We start from the raw sequence: 17,672 nt of genomic DNA, 5'->3' as shown, positions 1-17,672 counted from the left end.
GAAAAATAGGATAGAAATGGAAAAAAACAGGGACAGGCCCCATACGCTTACAGTTCTCACACCAACACCGCCATCACCATCATCACCCCCCGAACAACGAAGGCACGTAGGATGGGCAAAGCGCGAAGCGTGCCCATCTGGCCCTCGGGATAACCGCACCGATGAAAATTACAAGAACACCGAGAACCTATCATCGGTCCCCAGCAGGACCGAGTACCACAACGCCAGATGGGCACGGCATTACCTTTGCCCATCCTACGGGGTCTCACGGCATCCACGGCATAGGTTCATTTCCCGCCAACGGGGCTCACGCCAACCCCAACAACAGCCCAGCCCACAGAACCCAACCCTCAACCGGCCCTCTTTACTTGGTAGTAAACAAAGCATAGAGGTCGTCTTCAATGGCCATCAATCCTATAATACTGGAAAGATATCGCAACAGGAGTGTACTACGCAGCACAAAAAGATTGCCCTACCCGATGAATAGTAGACAAAAATTGGGCAATCGACAAAAACTGGGGACAGGCCCCGATCAAGGCCCAAGACCAAAATAGCCGCCCCGCAAATTGTCTTTTCCTCCAGGGCCTGCTATGGGATAATTCATGGACAGACTTGAAGGATACATACTGACACGTGAACGACTCGATGCCGGGAATACGCACCGACTTCGTTATTCTGGAGTCAGCGATCGTGGCCCGTTTGAAATTTCCGTCACGAATCATCAGCCCCTCTTTTTTATCCTCAGGGACGCCCCCCTGCCCCCGAAAAGCTTTCACTGTAAGCGACGCGCGGTAGACCTGACCGATTTTGACGGTCGCGCGGTGGATGCCCTCTATTTTAAAACCCAGAACCTCCTGTTCAAAGCCCGCCAATATTATGAAGAGACGAACGTCCAAACCTTCGAGGCGGATGTCTACCCTGAAGACCGCTATCTGATGGAGCGGTTTATCCATGGGGGCGTGGAAATACATGGGCCCTGCCAAGTTCGAAACGGCGTCACCCAGTTTGTCAATCCGACGATCCGCAAAAGCGACTACACCCCGTTGTTTTCTGTTCTCTCTCTGGATATCGAAACCGGTCAAAAAGGCGAGCTTTACTCCATTGCCTGCCATTTCAAGGGACGACCCGGAGAGCAACCGGCCCCCGAGGTCGGCCTTGTCTTGATGGTGGGTGAACCCGTAGAAAACGCCGAAACGTCCCCCTTCCCCCCCTCGTTGGCAAAAATCCGGCCGGGTCGCTCTTGGGAACCCTTACCCGGGGGTGGGCACCTGGTTCGAATGCCTGGGGAAAAAGAGGTGCTTCAGGCCTTTGTCCAGGTGTTGCAGACTCTTGACCCCGATATCCTCATCGGCTGGCATGTGATTGGCTTTGATCTTCTCTTCCTTGAAAAAAAATACGAAGAACACGGGGTCCCGTTTTTGATGGGACGAGATCGCTGCGTGCCCAGAATTCGAGAGATCAGAAAAGGAATCTACCGAGTCACGACATGCGGGAGGGTCATCATCGACGGGCCGCCCACGCTTCGGGGGGCTTTCTACTCCTTCGATAACTTCAGGCTGGAGACCGTGGCCTCGGAACTGCTGGGAACGGGAAAGGATATCGGCGAGGGTCTGGACAAGGTGGCTGAAATCGAGCGCCGCTTCCGAGACGATAAAATCGCGCTGGCCCGCTACAACCTTCTATACTGCACACTGGTCTCAGATATTTATGCCAAAACCGGGCTGATCGACCATGTGTTCAAACGGGCGATCATCAGCGGCCTTCCCATGGACAAGGTCGGCATGTCTGTGGCGGCCTTCGACCATTTCATGCTGCCCCAGATTCACCGCAAAGGGTTGGTCGCCGCCAATGTCCGTGATGTGGAAAGCACCGGGCAAGCCAAAGGAGGCTGGGTCTTTTCCAAAGAGCCGGGCCTGTACGATCATGTGGTGGTGCTGGACTTTAAGAGCCTCTACCCATCCATTATCAGGACCTTTCGCATCGACCCGCTCTCACGGCTTAAAGCCCAGGAAGCCCCCCTTGACACGCCCGCTGGAGTCTCCTTTTCCCGGTCTGAACATGTGCTGCCCGATTACATCCAGACGCTCATGGAAAAAAGAGAGCAAGCCAAAAACGCGAAAGATCCCCATCTCTCCCAGGCCATCAAAATATTAATGAACAGTTTCTATGGGGTCATGGGGACCCCCGGATGCCGCTTCTATCACCCGGGGCTTCCATCCGCCATCACCGAGACGGGCCAGTGGGTGCTGAAAACCACCCGGACGTATCTGGAAGAAAACGGGTATAACGTGATCTACGGAGACACCGACTCGGTCTTTGTGTGCTTAAAAGAGACGGAGATTTCAGACAAGGATGCGCCTGCAAAAATAGTCTCACGGCTCAATGGGTTTATGACGCAAAAAATAGACGACGACTTCGGCCTTGAATCACGGTTGGAGCTTGAGTTTGAAAAACACTTCATCCGTTTTTTTCTCCCCTCCATCCGCGGTGGGGGCGGCAGCGCCAAAAAGAGATATGCGGGGATCATTCAAGAAGGCGGTGAAGAGAACCTGGTCATCACCGGATTGGAGTTTGTTCGCTCCGACTGGACGCGATTTGCAAGAGACTTCCAGTACGAACTGTTCCAACGGATTTTTCACGATCAGGATGTCGTGGCATGGCTGAAGCAAACGGTGGCGGATCTTAAAAACCATCGCCACGACAAGGACCTCATTTATCAAAAACGTCTCACCAAACCGCCCGGGGACTATACCAAAATCATCCCCCCCCACGTGAAAGCCGTCCTTCTCCTGGGCAAAGCCGGAGCAACGGCGCGGGAGAGCCGATATGTCATGACGTTAAGAGGCCCGATTCCCGTTCAACTTCCCCACGCAGACTTAGATTACAACCACTACATCGAAAAACAACTCGTCCCCATTTTTGACGCGGTTATGATGTTTTTCGACCAGTCCTACCATGACATCATGCACGGCCGCCAATTGAACCTTTTCGCCGAATAATTTACACGTTTAACACTTGATTAATTGTAACTATTCAGCTTCTGTGAGATTCAAAGAGGCTCCGGTGAAATGGGGTAAGCAAAGTGGGCTAAGAGCACCCTTATGTGGGGCATTGTCGACGGTGTGGGGGATGTGAGGTAGGGTGTGCTTGCGCACCATGGATCAACAGAAACGGGCAAGAAAGCTCATAAACGGAAACCCTCCAAGCAGCATAGAAATGGCAAAAGGCGTTGGCTTTCCAAACAAATGGTGCGCAAGCACACCCTACGTGGTGTCACGTTGCGGAATAATTTCATTCATTTGAACGTCTGAAGTAGATTAGGCTGAATAGTTACAACTTTTTAAAAGTTTAGCCCCCCGGCAGGGCCGCCGGAGGCATAAGCACAATCAAGAGAAACAGGACGAAACAGCGAAACAGGGGACAGGCCCCGGCACACTTTAACGGCGTCCTGTGTTTTTTGCTCAATCATTCCATTCTCCCGCGTTGGCTGATAACAACATGAATCTCAAGATATCAAGACGCCTGAGCAAACTCGATCCGATCCTCAACAGCCGTGATGCTGACGCCATCCACATGGGTCTTGATTGCGGCGCCTATGGTATCGACCCATTTTTCATTTTGCTGTTTCCAGAACCCAAGAAACTGAAACGCATAGGCGTTTCCATCCTCGACCTGGAGCACATATTTCTTTGCAAGCCCATGCTTTTCCATATGAATAGATTGAATCTCATTCAAAGGAATGGTGACCCAAATCTTTTTGGACTTAAATAAAGCAGCAAGCAGAAACCCGAGAAAAAAGGTCCACAAAAATGATCGTTTGCAGAACACCAACCTTCTGGACGTAAGATATGCAGCCCCTTGAGACACCTTCATCCCTCCCCTGAGCAGATTGGCGTTGTTCTCAAGGTAAAGTATTTCATCTTCTTCTAATTGAAATTTCATACTATTCGATTCCTATATTCTAAAAGGCAAAATGCACATGTTTCCGAAAAATCAGTACGCCTTATATCATGCCGATATCAAATTCTACGGAACGGCCAGCACCGCGCAATTGCAGAGGTCATCACTTTGAAAGGCCGTCATGTCTCCTGCCTTCAAGCCCGGAACGGGGAACACACGGACGGTTAAAGGCTTGTTCAGGCGATACGCCATGGTCCCCGTATCTCGCATAAGGGCTGAAATCTTGTCTACGGGCGTATCTCCGGGGATGGGTACCGTATCGAGACCGATACCGCAGACAGAGCTGTACGTCAAAAGAGAGCGGATATCAAAGTGTGAGTGAGTGGTCCCCCGGGCAAGACCGGTATCTTCTGTCAGGGCAAGCATGAGTCCGGAAAAGCCCACGAGGTCGACCTCTTTAATCGATTTAAAAACCCGAGTTAATAACGCAGAGGCTTCCACCGTGCCTGAGGCGCCGAAGTACTCAACGCCCATCTCTTCATAGACCTCGACCATACTCGCGCACTGTTTCGACGGCGCGGCAGAGCTGTCAAAACCTGAAAAAAGAAAGGGTGTATCGCATGTTGCCTGGCCCATGATGTCATAAATGGCGGACAGGTGATGTTGAAGCGCTGTGCTCATCGCCTCATAGTATCCTTTGAACCGGTCATTATGATTTTGCGTGTCATGCGTCTGATTCCACTGCTTCAGGACATGCACGAGCAAATCCGGTGTTTCAAGCCCGATCACAAAACGATTCCCCAGCTCTCTTCGATGGTAGCCTGCCGGAAAATAGGGGATGAGCGGATCGCAGTTAAAGTTGACCGTAAAATTAAAATTCCCCTCCCCCCTGGGGGTTATTTTGCTGATTTTTACAACGGCTTCGGCTGAGCACTGGATCAATGCGTTGTTGAGAACACCAAAATCATCAAGGCCGACATTGACACAGACGTTGCAGAGATCGCCAAACTCTTTCACCAGCTCAGGCAAGATCTCTATTTCGTGGGGAGTCCGAGCTTCTCCGATGGCAAATCGAACCCGAACGCCGGCAATGCCGGATGTGTTCAAAAGATTGCTGAGATACGCCAGGTCCTGCCTTGCGCTCTCTAAGCTGTCGGTATTGAGGTATTCACCAAAAGGATTGGTGACAATTCTCACTGACTGAACGAGGTACCCATTATCTTGAAACTCTTTTGACACATCACAACAAAACCGCGAGGCCTTCAGGATCTCTTTTTTCCAGGTGGCCTTATCCTCATCCAAAGATAAAAAGGTTGTCATGGTTCTTATTTTACACAGCTCTTTATTTTTATAGCTCATGATTCAATGCCCTTATGGTTTTTTTATACCGCCGTCTATGCCTTTGTTATCGTTGCTCTTTCATCTCACCAGGATCCGCCGGGGGATAAAAGCTATCATGGGATGGCTCATATTTTTGAACGGGTCCTTTAAACATGAGTGCCGATTTTTCAAAGTGGATACTGGGATCTGCATAATCACGCAAACCAAGGGCCAGGGATTCTCCCAGGCAACGAAGATCATCAGGTGTGATCCAATCAGGGCCGTACCCCGCTCTGCCATAGGTTGTTTCCATTGTAATGGCCATGACAGAATCTTTGAAATTCTTCCACCACCAGCTTTCAGGATACATTTTTGTGGCAAAACTGCGGCCACCTTCGGCGGGAACCGGTTCCAGCATATTGACGCCGTACTGACCTCCCATGCTGTTGATGAAACGGATTTGCTTTTTCCATAAAGATGCCTCGGAAACCGTGTAGCCATCAGCCACAGTACCAAAATGAGGAAAGAAGAAGGGCCTGACATCCGGATCACTGTTTGAGGCGTGAAGATTCAGTGCAATGGAAATGGCGGGCTCTTGTGACATAAAAGCCTCCACGATGTGATGCAGTGCCGTCACTTCTACCGGAGCATCGCTGGTTAAAGGCAGGGGATTGCCCGGGTCAGAGTACCACATGACCTCAAGGTTCTCATTTAAGGGCGTGGTTCGATAATTCCCGGCCATCACCCCGTCAATGTTCTGCATGGGAACGATGTGAAATATAAATTGGGACAACACAGCATCCGCTTCCCGTGTGCCCGACAACAAGAAATCGATGAGCCCTTCCAGGACAAACGACGGCCCCGTTTCGGCAGGATGGGTCCGGGCATGCATCCAGACCCTTTTTTTACCTGAATCATCCACATCAAAATCACTCAGGGTCAGGAGATAGATCGGTTTCTTATTTTGTGTCGTTGCCGGTGTTTCAATGTCAACATGGGGATTGTTTTTGATTTTGCCAATATAGGCGGTTAAATCCGAATAGGTATAGGGGTAAAATCGAGCCATCCAAACGGTAGACGATGCGAATTTTTTTTTCATCGTCAATTCAAAGTCGCCGGGTTGTGACACCTCTTCTTCTGAAAATCGATGCCATGTTTTCTGATCGTATGAATAGACAGGGGTATAATAACAGGACCAGCCCCTGTTTTTAAGATGGATAACAGCCAAACGGTCGGGGTCAATATCATCCATCCTGACATACCACCAGGCACGCCAGCGATCGGACAACTCTGGGTTACCATTGTCATCCGCAAGGGAGAGCGCCCACTCATTGGGGCTTACTTGGCGAACCTCGCCGATACTTCCCGATTCAAAGTCACGGGTGACAGACGCCGTATTTTCACCCTCTCCGCACCCCGAGCAGACACACAAAACCAGACCGACAAAAATAAGCCACTTCAAACGATGATGCATTCACTAAAATCCTTTTATTGAGTCTTCCGGTGCAAACTTGACTTAGCTCATTTAGCATGTTGACGAGCCCTGCACTATCTATTTCCATCATCGCTTGATTCGCTCCCTGTTAATAAGCCCCCGCGATACTCTCCGGCACGAAACGCGTTTAATTCGAAATCGGCAAGACCGATGAGCTGACAGAGAGCCGCTTTTGACAATTTCTCTTCATGCCTGTAATATAAATACTTTACCACCCGTCATCGTTGTCTATGCCTTACCCCCAGGCGACTTCCCATAACCAAAATCGCAAGGTACCCGTCATGACAATGTCTCAACTGAGCAGGCTTGTACGGCTTCCCGACACCCTCGTCCCCATCTACATTGACCCGGACGCTCCCCACTGGTTTGTTCCCAACATAGCCGGAGACCGGCTCATCCAGCACCAGGCAAACTCAAGGGGCGATGCCTTACCGGCGCAAGATGCCATGACGCAGCTGACTCAGGCGCAATTTTTCTCTCTCATGCCTGAGGCCAGGGCCACGAACTATCCGGGGCGAGGAGACCTGTTACGCCTGCGGGAGCTCAAGGAGTGCTGGCTTCATATCACAGACCATTGCAACCTGGCGTGCAGCCACTGCCTCTTTTCCTGTTCACCGAAGACCCACCAATGCCTCTCTCTGGAACAGATCACATCGGTGTATCAGGAGACCTCACGACTCGGCACCGATATTTACTACCTCACCGGCGGTGAGCCGCTGATGCACCCCGAATTTCAGAATATCTGCCGCCTTCTTTTACAACAAGAGACCACTCGACTGGTCATCCTCACCAACGGCCTGCTGTTTCCTGAGCAGATGGCATTTTTCCACACCCTGCCCCAAAAGCGGCTGCACTTTCAGATCAGCGTGGATGGCCTTGCAGATCATCATGACCGCATGCGAGGCAAAGGAAGCTTTACCAGGCTACTTCACACCCTTGACTTAATCTCTAAAACAGAGCTCAACGCCTCCCTGGCCATGGCGGTGCAACAGGACAATTGCCACCTCATGCCGGAGATTGTTCATCTCGCCTCCCGGTATGGCCTCAAAGATGTCCATTACCTGTGGCTCTTTGCCACGGGTAAGGCGCACAAGGCCCCCTTCATTCCTGCAGACGAACTCTTCCGGCACCTGCTGCGTGCCGAAACGGTCGCAGAGGCCACAGGGGTTTCCATTGACAACATCAAATCCATGGAAGCCCGAGTCTTTTCAACCCCGTCTATCCGCCACGATCTGGGAAACGCCGGATGGGAATCCCTGGCTGTGGGGCCAGAGGGCACCCTCTACCCGACCCCTGCCCTCGTGAGGAACCAAGCCGCCTCCTGCGGCCACATGGACGATGGCATCGAAGAGACCTGGAGACAGAATCCGACCTTTACCGCCCTGAGACATCTCTCACTGATCCACGACACCCGCTGTCAAAACCACCCGTTGAGATTCATTCTCGGAGGCGGGGACATCGACCATAGCTTTTATGCGGGGGGAGCCTTTGTGGGCCACGATCCCTATCTCTGCCTTTACGAAAAAATAGCCGTTCACCTGATAGAAAAAGCGGCGAGCGGCATCGCCGATTCATCCCATTATCCCGGCATGCGGATTCAGATGGGTGACCGGGTCAGCGAATGCCGTCACACGGACGACGGGGTTGCCCTCACCCACTCCAACTGCGTCCTCTCCCTGGCCGGAACCCACGGCACGGTCGGTGCTTTTTACGCTGAAGCAGAAAAAACCCCCAACCTCGATATCCAAAATCCGGTCTGTTACGAAGAGGAGCTCATCCGCCACATCCCGGAGTCGGCACGAGTTCGCTCCTATGGCTGCGGAAGCCCCGTGCAGGATGCGGAGGTCCTCGAAGGAGAGACCCTTGTGGACCTCGGCTCAGGGGCGGGGGTGGAATGCTTCATCGCCTCCCGCATCACGGGCAAAACAGGAAAAATCTACGGCATCGACATGCTGGACGTGATGTTAAGCCGGGCAAAGGCCAGCTGCAGCGAGGTGGGACAACGCCTTGGGTATCAAAACGTGGAATTCAAAAAAGGATTTCTTGAAAAAATACCCCTGAGCGAGGCCACCGCCGATGTGGTCATCTCCAACTGTGTGGTGAACCTGTCTGAGGATAAAACAAAAACCTTTGCCGAAATCTATCGCATCTTAAAACCGGGCGGAAGGGCTGTCATCTCGGACGTGACCTGCGACCGACCCTTCCCGGCAACCATCCAGAATGATCCGGTGCTGCGTGGGGAGTGTATCGGCGGAGCCATGGTGCTGACGCGGCTCCTGGCCATGCTGGAGACCACGGGCTTCACCCACATTCGTATCATCAAGCGATTTTTCTACCGGGAGGTCCAGGGGCACCGTTTTTATTCCCTTACCTACCAGGCCGTCAAACCAGACGGAAAAAAGGCAAAAATACTCTACCCCGGCCCCTTTGCCGGGGTCATCACAGACACCGGTGAGATGATCCCCCGGGGCCATAGCGTCGAACTCCCGTGGCCCGAGGCGTCCCATACCGATCCTTCGGCTCTCGTCCTGGATGACACGGGCAACATCACCAACCAGGATGCGGAAAACGGCTGCGCATGCTACCAACCCCTCGACAAGGACAAAAAAAGCACACAGCCCACCGGCGCAACCATCTTAAGTACCGGAAAAAAGCCATCGGGCTGCATGCGCTGCGGACAACCCCTCACCTACCTTGACATGGAACATGAAGAGACCTGCAGCTTCTGCGGAGAGACGTCCATGGCCAATGCACTTTGCGAAAAGGGGCATTTCGTCTGCGACCTCTGCCACAGCGAGGACGCCCTCTCCATGGTCAAGCACCTCTGCCTCGCCACCAAAGAGACCGATATCATCACCCTCTTTGACAAAATAAAAACACACCCCGCCGTGCCCTTGCACGGCCCGGAACACCATTTTATCGTCCCGGGGGTGATCACCGCGGCCTACCGCAACGCCGGAGGCGCCATCGGAGACGAGGAGATCCTCTCAGCCATCCGGCGTGGTGCAGACATACCCGGTGGAACCTGCGCCTTCTGGGGCGGCTGCGGCGCAGCCCTGGGAACCGGAATCGCCTTCGGCGTCATCCTCAAGAGCACCCCCGTCAAAGCCACTGAGAGGCAAACCATTCAAAAGGTTACAGGCCAGATCATCACCGCCTTAGGCGAGATGAAAGCGGCCCGGTGCTGCCGACGGGAGGCCCTCACCGCCTTTAAAATCGCCGCCAACCTCTCACAGGAGATCCTCCCCATTCCCTTGCAGGCCAACGGCACCACCCACTGCTTTCAGTTCAACATCAACAAAGAGTGTATTAAATCGGGATGTCCCTGGTATGTGGAGGGAAAAAGGGGGATCAAAGGGGAGTGGCTGAAAGTGAAGGGGTAATCCGTGATGAGCGTCATGGGGTCTATCGGGGAGGACGGGCCTTTTGTCCCATATCAAGACTCGCCCCCCGATGATGGTTCGACCCTGATTATGGTTTCATGATCTTAATAAAGTCTTCAGAAAGTAGTTTTTTGTCATTCTTGTATACGTCCAATACCCCTATCTGAGTCGTATCAGTCCCAAGAACGTATACATAGACTTTATACGTATACGTTCCGTTTTTAAATATATAATAATGATTTCCACCGCTTCCATCAGGCACCCATGCGCCGTCACTGAGTACCAAATCTGGCTTCGTGAGCGGTGATTTGTCTTTAGACCATGATGCATACCTGTATTTATGATCATCCATTTCGTCTATTCGAACTCTGAATCTTTTGGTTTGCCAATCCAGGACTGGCTGTTCAAAAACTGTGAGACTTTTATGAAGGTTTTTTCTTTCTGTGTTTATTAATCTATGTTGCAGTGCTTTTTCAATTTCAGACTGATAGTTAATGGCCATTATTTTACCATCATAATCCATCCATAAAACCCCGTTTTGCAGCATGATACCTCTCCAACCAACGGCATCCCAATCTTCATGGATATCGGAACTGTTAATGATGTCACTTAGATGCTGATCAAAGACTTCCTCAAAACGTTCAGTGAGTTCTTCAGACGTACGAATACTACGAATAGGCTTTTCTCTTTTTAAGGGAAACTTAAAAAATGTTGATATTTCACGTTTATCACCCTTCAAAAAAGCAGCCTTAAAATCCTTGACTAATTCATAATTTTCTTGATCCAGGCTATAAGCTGTGGTTGAAAAAGCGGATAGAAATAAAACCACACTAAAACAAAAAATACGAAACCTTGCCATCATCTTTTTTCTCCGTCATGCTATTTCCAGGTGCCAGGCGGCGATTGCCGAAAAGGACAGCTGAAAGAAAGTGTTTGGATTAACCGTCAAAAAACCGAGTCGTAAGACCGGTCCCACTGCAAAAAAAAGTGCACGACCGACATGGGCGCACTCTTGTGAGGTGACTCGGAAATTTAACCGGGAAGTCCTCAGCGCGTGAATCCTGCTGACCCGACGCCGGTTTAGCATGCGCACCAGCCTAAGACAAGGGCGGCATTGTAAGGTTCCGTCAGGGGGATAGAAGCAAAGCGGAATAAGCGAAGGTCGAAGGGACAGGCGAAAAGCGCTCATATTGAATCTCATCCCATGATGTATTCTTTTTGCGTCATTCCTGACCCAAAAAAAACGTTGTAACCCCGGTGGTTCGATCTGAACTTAATGTGTCGTTGTGAGTCGATACCCGAATAGGCCGATGCGGAAACAGTCCTTCCAGCTGCCATAACAGCGCATGATGCCTGTTTCCCTATTCCCGTAGGGTGCGGCTCCCGCACCGTTCAACGTCACGCAAACCGCCGGCCCCGTCTCAACATTTATTACAAATTGCGGCGTTGCAGGATTGTCGGACGCTAAGCGGTGCGCACGGTGCACCCGACATTTCACCTCGACACGGTTACCAAAGGACAGACCCTTTATACGGTTTCCGCCTTCATCGACCCTGCCGCATCGGTCTGTGGCGATTGGGTGGCATGAGCTGAATAGTTATAGAAAATCAGGCGCATGATGCCTGTCCCTTGGTCCGTCCTCTGGTCCACCGATTGTGGCCATGCAGAATGGGAACCACTCTCCTGCGGTCACCGCAGTTGTGTACTGCCGATGGGGTCGGACCAAAGTAATAAGCTGATATCATTGCTTTATGCCTAATAATACGGCATGAATTAGGTCTTAAACAGCTGTTTTCGATATCTAAATGAGCGGTTTAAAAGAAAACTCCAGAGTATAATGTATGTTAAACGGCCAATTTCATACTCTAAATGGTACGTTTAAGCCTAAAAAACGACATTAACATAAGCCTTTACTCCATTATGTCAAAGGGTTGCCATGGTCCGACCCCGTAGAAAGTAGACAGTGCGACTGATCACATGATAAACGGTCTTCTGGCCGGGATCTGTCCTGACCATCCGGGGGATACGTGGCATAACGCGTCATCTCCTTGGCTTGTCATGTCAGAAATACGGATCTACAGGTCTATTGATTAGGTTCTGGAATGATTTTCTCATTAAATTAAGGTGTGTTACATTTCAAAAAGGAGCGTCTCACAGATGGATGTGGAGGTCAAGCGCATGGTGCCTGTCCCCTGCCCCCTGGTCCCCCCTTTTTAGAGGTGCGATTTCACCCTCAAAATGATGTTTCTAAGAGCTATTTTTTTGTATCTTGATAAATTATTATCAAGATTAACAAAAAGTTACAGGGCCGGGCTTGGTCCGACCCCCAAATATATATATCCTGATTATAGGGAAAAATTAAAACCTGATTACATATCAAACCAAAAAACAAACCTAATTGTTAAATTATTACATAGATTATCAACTTTATCCTTAAGGAGGTACCAACTTGATATGTCAATAGCCTTTTCTCTCCATCTGACTGAAACGCCATCTCGCTTCCATCGTGCATATGAGCACTGTATGTCCTTAGGCCATTTATCTACTGGAAAACCCATAGGGTTTCCAGCGAATAGGTTCGCTACATGTTTATCAACCATACCTTCTTTTTGTATCACCTTCTCCCAATCAAATTGTTCAAGTTCAGATACAAGCAGCCAGCTAGGCGAAAAAGAAGCATCTTCATAAGTTTTATATTCTGCAGATATTTCTTGGCAAACATCATTAGGTAAACCCCTTGGATCTGAGATTGATTCAACGTCACTATAGTTTCTAACTCCTGCTAACAAGGCAAAGAGGTCATAGTTTCGCCCTACTTCTATTTGAATAGGAGAGAATTCTGATTTTAAAGGATTATTTGGATCGTACCATTCGTTTTTTTCCATTCCTGTAGCAAGGACCCATTTATCTCCAACTTTTTTTTCAGCATAAAGATTAATATCTGTTCCCATTGTTCACCTCAATACTCTCATAGTAATGAAACTTAACGCCGCAATCCAGAACAGCGCATGGTGCCTGTCCCCTGGTCCGCTGGTCTGTCCCCTGGTCCGTTGCCTGGTCCGTTGATGACCCCCTCTAATTTGTGCTTTCGTGATCTATTATTGGGGTATTGAATACACATCAGAAATTTTGACAATGATCACTTTGTTCCAAAACTGCACCAAGCTAATTTATAGTTACTTCCCTTCTTTTTCCAAACGTGATGCCAAGTTTACGCATGCGGTGCCTGAGTGTACTGGGGTTTACGCCCAAACGGCAGGCAGCCCCATTGGGCCCATTGATTCTGTTGTTACACAACAAGAGAACATTTTCGATATGATTCCACATCACCTCATCAAGGGTTAACACGTCTTGTTCGAGACTGGGGCATAGAGGATGGGATTGCCGATGCGGCCTGACTATACCATCAAAAATGAGTCCTCCATCAGGCGTGCCAGCTAAGGCGTCAATAAGAGCTCTCTCAACTGAATTTTCCAACTCCCTCACATTCCCGGGCCAATCATGTTCTATCAGCTTTTTTATTTGAATCGACGAGATCGTCGGATGGACTGGAATTCTCATCTCTTGGCATTTCTTTTGGACGAAGTGCTTAACCAGATCAGGGATATCAGCTTTTCGATGTCGCAACGGCGGGATCGTTATGGGAAACACGTTGAGCCGGAACCACAAATCTTCTCTAAAGGATTTTTCAAGGACCATCTGTTGCAGGTCCCTGTGTGTGGCGGAGATGATGCGAATATCCACCTTGATTGGGTCCCTGCCTCCCACCCGTTCGATGGTTTTATCCTGCATGACGCGTAAAAGCCGTGTTTGTGCAGACAGGGGAAGATCACCAATTTCATCGAGAAAAATCGTGCCGCCATGAGCCCTCTCAAATCGGCCTCGATGGGCTGTTCCGGCACCAGTGTAAGCCCCCTTTTCATGACCGAAGAGTTCACTGTCAACCAGGTTTTCGGGTAATGCTCCACAATTGACCTTTATAAATGGACCGCTGTGCCGTAGCGAAGAATAGTGAATGGCGTTGGCAATAACCTCTTTTCCCACGCCGGTTTCCCCCAAGAGCAATACATGGCTGTTCAATGGGGCCACTTGCCGAACCCTTTCCATGATGGGTTTTAGTCCATACTCTTCACCAATAATTTCTGTCCCTGAAATCTGGCGCAACTCGCTGGCCAGATAGCGGTAGTCATCGGATAGCTTCTTTTGCAGGCGCAGGACTTCCTGGTGCTTTAAGATGTTTGCAATGGCAATGGCAAAAGGATCGTGCAGGAGCTCCAGCAAATGAACGTGTTCTTTGCAAAACAAGTCTCGCCCCTGTGCTGAAATCACAAGTTCACCAAACCTTTTACCGGCTACTTTCAGGTGTAGTAGCAAAAAGCAAAGGGGGGATTGTTTTGCTTTCAATTCAAACTGTTTTGCCACTGGCTGCATTTCGGATCGGTTAATCATGCTAACCACCGGGCCATAATGACCTTTTTCAACGAATAGTGCGGCTTCTTTGGACAACTTGACCGGATAATACGATGGCGTTTCAGAATAGAAACTGGCAGAAGCGATATTGCTAAGTGTCCGATTTTCCGGATCGTATGTATTTAAATCCAGGGTTTGAGCGGGCATGAAATTTTCAAGATACTTGCGGATGTCTGACAGCATGTTTTTTGCATCCAAGTTACCGCAGATTCGTTTGGACGCTATGTGGAAGAACTCCTTGTCATTAATGGCCACCACTCTCTCCCTGGCATCTGTCGCATGTGATATAAAATAGAACAATTACCATATATGATAAAAAATTATTATCACATATGATAAAATTCATCAATTATTTTTTAACTCGCTTGAATTAAGAGTAAAAATTTATGGCATGCATCTTGCGATACCCTATTTGAATCGACTGTTAACAGCGCTCCTTTCGGGCCTGTTTTAGAATGAACCGTCAATTATGGGGCGCAAAGAAGAGAAAGAGGAAAGTAAATGAGTAAGTATCTTGCATGGTTTCTGGCCTTTATCGTTTTTGAGCATTTTGTTGGTATAGGGATTGGGTGCGCTGAGGATCAAACGAAACAGTTTTGGTGGTCTAACATTTCCTATCAATATGACACAGAAAGAGAATTTGTCACATTGACGCCTGAATTTGAAACCAACGATTTGCCATTTGATTTGGTGCTTTATGGATTCGTTGATTTTACGGGTGACCATGGTCACGATGAAACCAATCTGAAAAACCATTGCGGAAGTTTAGACCTGTTCAAGCCTTTGAACACATTCGGCATTGCCGAAGATAATCTTGTTCTGCAAATGTTTGATGTGGCCATGGAATATAATACAGAAACCTTTGCGGATGATCGTTGTTATTTCGGTTTCCGCTGGCGAGGTACCAGAACGTTTGGAGGTATAAGCGAGTTCCTTAATAGAAACCATGCTACTTTTGACATTACCGCCTTTCTGGCTCGCACGGATGGTCGGCAAGGACATAACTGGTGGATGATGTCTCCTTACCTAAAGATTCCATTTAGTATCGGGCGGGTAAACTGCTTTTCCAGTACATGGTGTGACATAGACTTTGATAACCCACTGAATGAATGCCGCCATAACAGCATTTCAGGACAAAGCATGCTCGGAGTCAATCTTCGGGAACAACTATATGCCTTCTGCGAGGTTAAATATGAGGATTTTCAAGAACCTTTTGATGATGCCTTCGGGATGGGCTTTGGCCTCATGTGGCAGTGGTACTTTGAGAAACCAGAATCTGTCATAAGATAGTGATATCCCGAGGACGCCCACGAAACTATTCGGATAGGAGTTTCTTTTTAAATGTCATTAACTTAAGGCAAAATCGCGATTCGCCGGTGCTTTGGGCCGTCCATTAACCCGGCCCGCCCGAAGGGAGAGAAAATCAGACAGAATACCGTGGATTACATTTTGCATTTTTGAAACGACTGAAAATATTACCGCAAAGAAACTGTAATTACAGAATATACCTTAATCCTAATTGTTTCCTCATGAAATATCCGGGTTAGACCTTTCCCGACAGGGACTTCCACCCTGCAAGATGCGCCAAGCTCAGCTTGGCGCGCTAATGCCGCAGTAAGCTGCCGAAAAAGCCGACACGACAACCTGTAAATAGCGCATGGTGCCTGTCCCCTGGCCCTCTTAAACAGCTGTTTTCGATATCCAAATGAGCGGTTTAAAAGAAAACTCCTGGGTATAATGTTTGTTAAACGGCCAATTTCATACTCCAAATGGTACGTTTAAGCCTAAAAAACGACATTAACAGAAGCCTTTACTCCATTATGTCAAAGAGTTGCCATGGTCCGACCCCGTAGAAAGACAACGGCATGTTGACTTGGCCCGGCCCCAATCCTCCAGCTTATTCGTTAGGTTGCAAGAAAAATATAAAAGTACAAAAATCAATGCCTCCGGCGGCAAGGTGAGCCACCTTGAAAGCAGGTTTCCGCTGGGCTTTGCCCCTCGTTCCTCGGGTCAAATCCCAACGGAATTCTGGCGATCCAATGTATGATTATTAATTTCCAGCCACCTTAGGAAACGTATGATATTTTATGATTCTTTTTGATGCATAGTTTTGTTCTGCATAACAAATTTTTGTAAGAGTGATCTTGCAGCGATTTTGTCTATTAAAGCAAATCCAATTTTGTTTCCTCTTACATCTTTAATTACCAACAAATTAGAGTCATGCCAGTATTTTCTTACAACTGTTTCGTCCAAAATTTCTAAAATTTCTTCTTTTTTTAGTTGATAATTCAAATTGTAAATGTAAGTTTGTGTGTCCCAACTTGCCATGTAGGCACCTCTATCGGTGATAAAAAATACACCCCATCTTCGAAGCTGTTTGTCGTCATACATTGTAGTGTATTCTTTAAAAAGTATTTCTTTTGATCCGTCATTAGTAGTGTCTAATGCAAGAGGTCGAAACGCAGGAGTTCGCATTACACCTGTCGTTGTCTGCATTGGACCAGGACTCGCGCAACCAAACAATGAAACCAGTATAATCATAACAGAATACAGTTTAATACTTTTCATTTTAAAGCTCTTTCAAAAAAAGTTACCGAAAAAATTCGGTGATTAATATTAAAACAAAACAACTAAAAGATGTTTTTCTGACTTCTTTTAGGCATAGTTCTATTGGGTTGTAAATTTCAAAATTTCATTTAAAGATAAAAGCAGCTATTAAGGAACTTTTTATAGTAAATTAACCATAGCGCATGGTGACTGTCCCCTGGTCCCCCCGTCTCAATATTTATTACAAATTGCGGCGTTGCAGGATTGTCGGACGCTAAGCGGTGCGCACGGCGCTCCCTACATTTCCGACCCCGAGGGGGTCGGGCCATCCCAATTGCCTGATATAGAACCCAATACATTCCATTCATACGTATTTAGAAGGTCTATATAAGACTTTTTAGGGTCGGAAAAGTCAATATATGATGAAACCTCTTCCCGAAGCTCATAACCATCAAGAGTCTCATAGGGTTTTCGGCCTGATGCGCTTGAACACAGTTTGACCTTCACCCCTTTTACGAAGGATTCTCCCCCGGCCGCGATACTTTGAGTCCAGCGAC

The 17,672-nt window shown here is 48.6% G+C and carries 11 protein-coding genes; 3 read left to right on the top strand and 8 right to left on the bottom strand.

Annotated features, from left to right (window positions below; all coding sequences use genetic code 11):
* Positions 1–602 precede the first annotated feature (602 nt).
* Positions 603–2,999: a DNA polymerase II gene (locus Q1Q75_RS18335; protein ID WP_300673646.1), complete on the top strand. Its 2,397-nt coding sequence runs from the start codon at positions 603–605 to the stop codon at positions 2,997–2,999.
* A gap of 514 nt (positions 3,000–3,513) precedes the next feature.
* Here Q1Q75_RS18335 and Q1Q75_RS18330 read toward each other — a convergent pair.
* The 3 genes from Q1Q75_RS18330 to Q1Q75_RS18320 form a co-directional block, all read right to left on the bottom strand.
* The gene (locus Q1Q75_RS18330) at positions 3,514–3,942 is read right to left on the bottom strand and encodes a GRAM domain-containing protein (RefSeq protein WP_300673645.1); all 429 of its coding nucleotides are present in this window, start codon (positions 3,940–3,942) and stop codon (positions 3,514–3,516) included.
* Positions 3,943–4,026: 84 nt separating this feature from the next.
* Positions 4,027–5,259 (bottom strand): DUF711 family protein, encoded by a 1,233-nt coding sequence (locus Q1Q75_RS18325; RefSeq protein WP_300673643.1) that lies wholly within the window; start codon positions 5,257–5,259, stop codon positions 4,027–4,029.
* Positions 5,260–5,305: 46 nt separating this feature from the next.
* Positions 5,306–6,694, bottom strand: coding sequence for a M14-type cytosolic carboxypeptidase (locus Q1Q75_RS18320; protein WP_300673641.1), 1,389 nt, complete (start codon positions 6,692–6,694; stop codon positions 5,306–5,308).
* A gap of 302 nt (positions 6,695–6,996) precedes the next feature.
* Here Q1Q75_RS18320 and Q1Q75_RS18315 point away from each other — a divergent pair, with 302 nt between their 5' ends.
* On the top strand, positions 6,997–10,098 hold the full coding sequence (locus tag Q1Q75_RS18315; protein ID WP_300673638.1) for a DUF5714 domain-containing protein: 3,102 nt from the start codon (positions 6,997–6,999) through the stop codon (positions 10,096–10,098).
* Positions 10,099–10,186: 88 nt separating this feature from the next.
* Here Q1Q75_RS18315 and Q1Q75_RS18310 read toward each other — a convergent pair whose 3' ends face one another.
* From Q1Q75_RS18310 to Q1Q75_RS18300, 3 genes are all read right to left on the bottom strand, one after another.
* Positions 10,187–10,960: a hypothetical protein gene (locus tag Q1Q75_RS18310; RefSeq protein ID WP_300673636.1), complete on the bottom strand. Its 774-nt coding sequence runs from the start codon at positions 10,958–10,960 to the stop codon at positions 10,187–10,189.
* Positions 10,961–12,467: 1,507 nt separating this feature from the next.
* Positions 12,468–13,049 (bottom strand): hypothetical protein, encoded by a 582-nt coding sequence (locus Q1Q75_RS18305; RefSeq protein ID WP_300673633.1) that lies wholly within the window; start codon positions 13,047–13,049, stop codon positions 12,468–12,470.
* Between the two features lie 214 nt (positions 13,050–13,263).
* Complete coding sequence (locus Q1Q75_RS18300) at positions 13,264–14,823, bottom strand: sigma 54-interacting transcriptional regulator (protein ID WP_300673631.1); 1,560 nt, start codon at positions 14,821–14,823, stop codon at positions 13,264–13,266.
* 246 nt (positions 14,824–15,069) lie between these two features.
* On the opposite strand from Q1Q75_RS18300, the gene Q1Q75_RS18295 reads away from it, so the two are divergent.
* On the top strand, positions 15,070–15,858 hold the full coding sequence (locus tag Q1Q75_RS18295; protein ID WP_300673629.1) for a hypothetical protein: 789 nt from the start codon (positions 15,070–15,072) through the stop codon (positions 15,856–15,858).
* Between the two features lie 795 nt (positions 15,859–16,653).
* Here the strand turns inward: Q1Q75_RS18295 and Q1Q75_RS18290 are convergent.
* Positions 16,654–17,136 (bottom strand): hypothetical protein, encoded by a 483-nt coding sequence (locus tag Q1Q75_RS18290; protein WP_300673626.1) that lies wholly within the window; start codon positions 17,134–17,136, stop codon positions 16,654–16,656.
* Positions 17,137–17,412: 276 nt separating this feature from the next.
* Positions 17,413–17,672, bottom strand: a 260-nt coding sequence (locus tag Q1Q75_RS18285) for a hypothetical protein (RefSeq protein ID WP_300673623.1), incomplete at its 5' end; no start/stop codon positions are given.

It is taken from the genome of Desulfoluna sp. (genome assembly GCF_030145185.1).
Lineage (GTDB): Bacteria > Desulfobacterota > Desulfobacteria > Desulfobacterales > Desulfolunaceae > Desulfoluna.
The sequence above is the reverse complement of the archived record's forward strand: the minus strand, read 5'-3'. Positions and strand labels throughout refer to the sequence as shown.

Coding starts and splice junctions, on each gene's coding strand:
- Q1Q75_RS18325 (WP_300673643.1), bottom strand. CDS start 5,259: ATGAGCTATAAAAATAAAGAGCTGTGTAAAATAAGAACCATGACAACC.
- Q1Q75_RS18305 (WP_300673633.1), bottom strand. CDS start 13,049: ATGGGAACAGATATTAATCTTTATGCTGAAAAAAAAGTTGGAGATAAA.
- Q1Q75_RS18295 (WP_300673629.1), top strand. CDS start 15,070: ATGAGTAAGTATCTTGCATGGTTTCTGGCCTTTATCGTTTTTGAGCAT.
- Q1Q75_RS18320 (WP_300673641.1), bottom strand. CDS start 6,694: ATGCATCATCGTTTGAAGTGGCTTATTTTTGTCGGTCTGGTTTTGTGT.
- Q1Q75_RS18290 (WP_300673626.1), bottom strand. CDS start 17,136: ATGAAAAGTATTAAACTGTATTCTGTTATGATTATACTGGTTTCATTG.
- Q1Q75_RS18330 (WP_300673645.1), bottom strand. CDS start 3,942: ATGAAATTTCAATTAGAAGAAGATGAAATACTTTACCTTGAGAACAAC.
- Q1Q75_RS18315 (WP_300673638.1), top strand. CDS start 6,997: ATGACAATGTCTCAACTGAGCAGGCTTGTACGGCTTCCCGACACCCTC.
- Q1Q75_RS18310 (WP_300673636.1), bottom strand. CDS start 10,960: ATGATGGCAAGGTTTCGTATTTTTTGTTTTAGTGTGGTTTTATTTCTA.
- Q1Q75_RS18335 (WP_300673646.1), top strand. CDS start 603: ATGGACAGACTTGAAGGATACATACTGACACGTGAACGACTCGATGCC.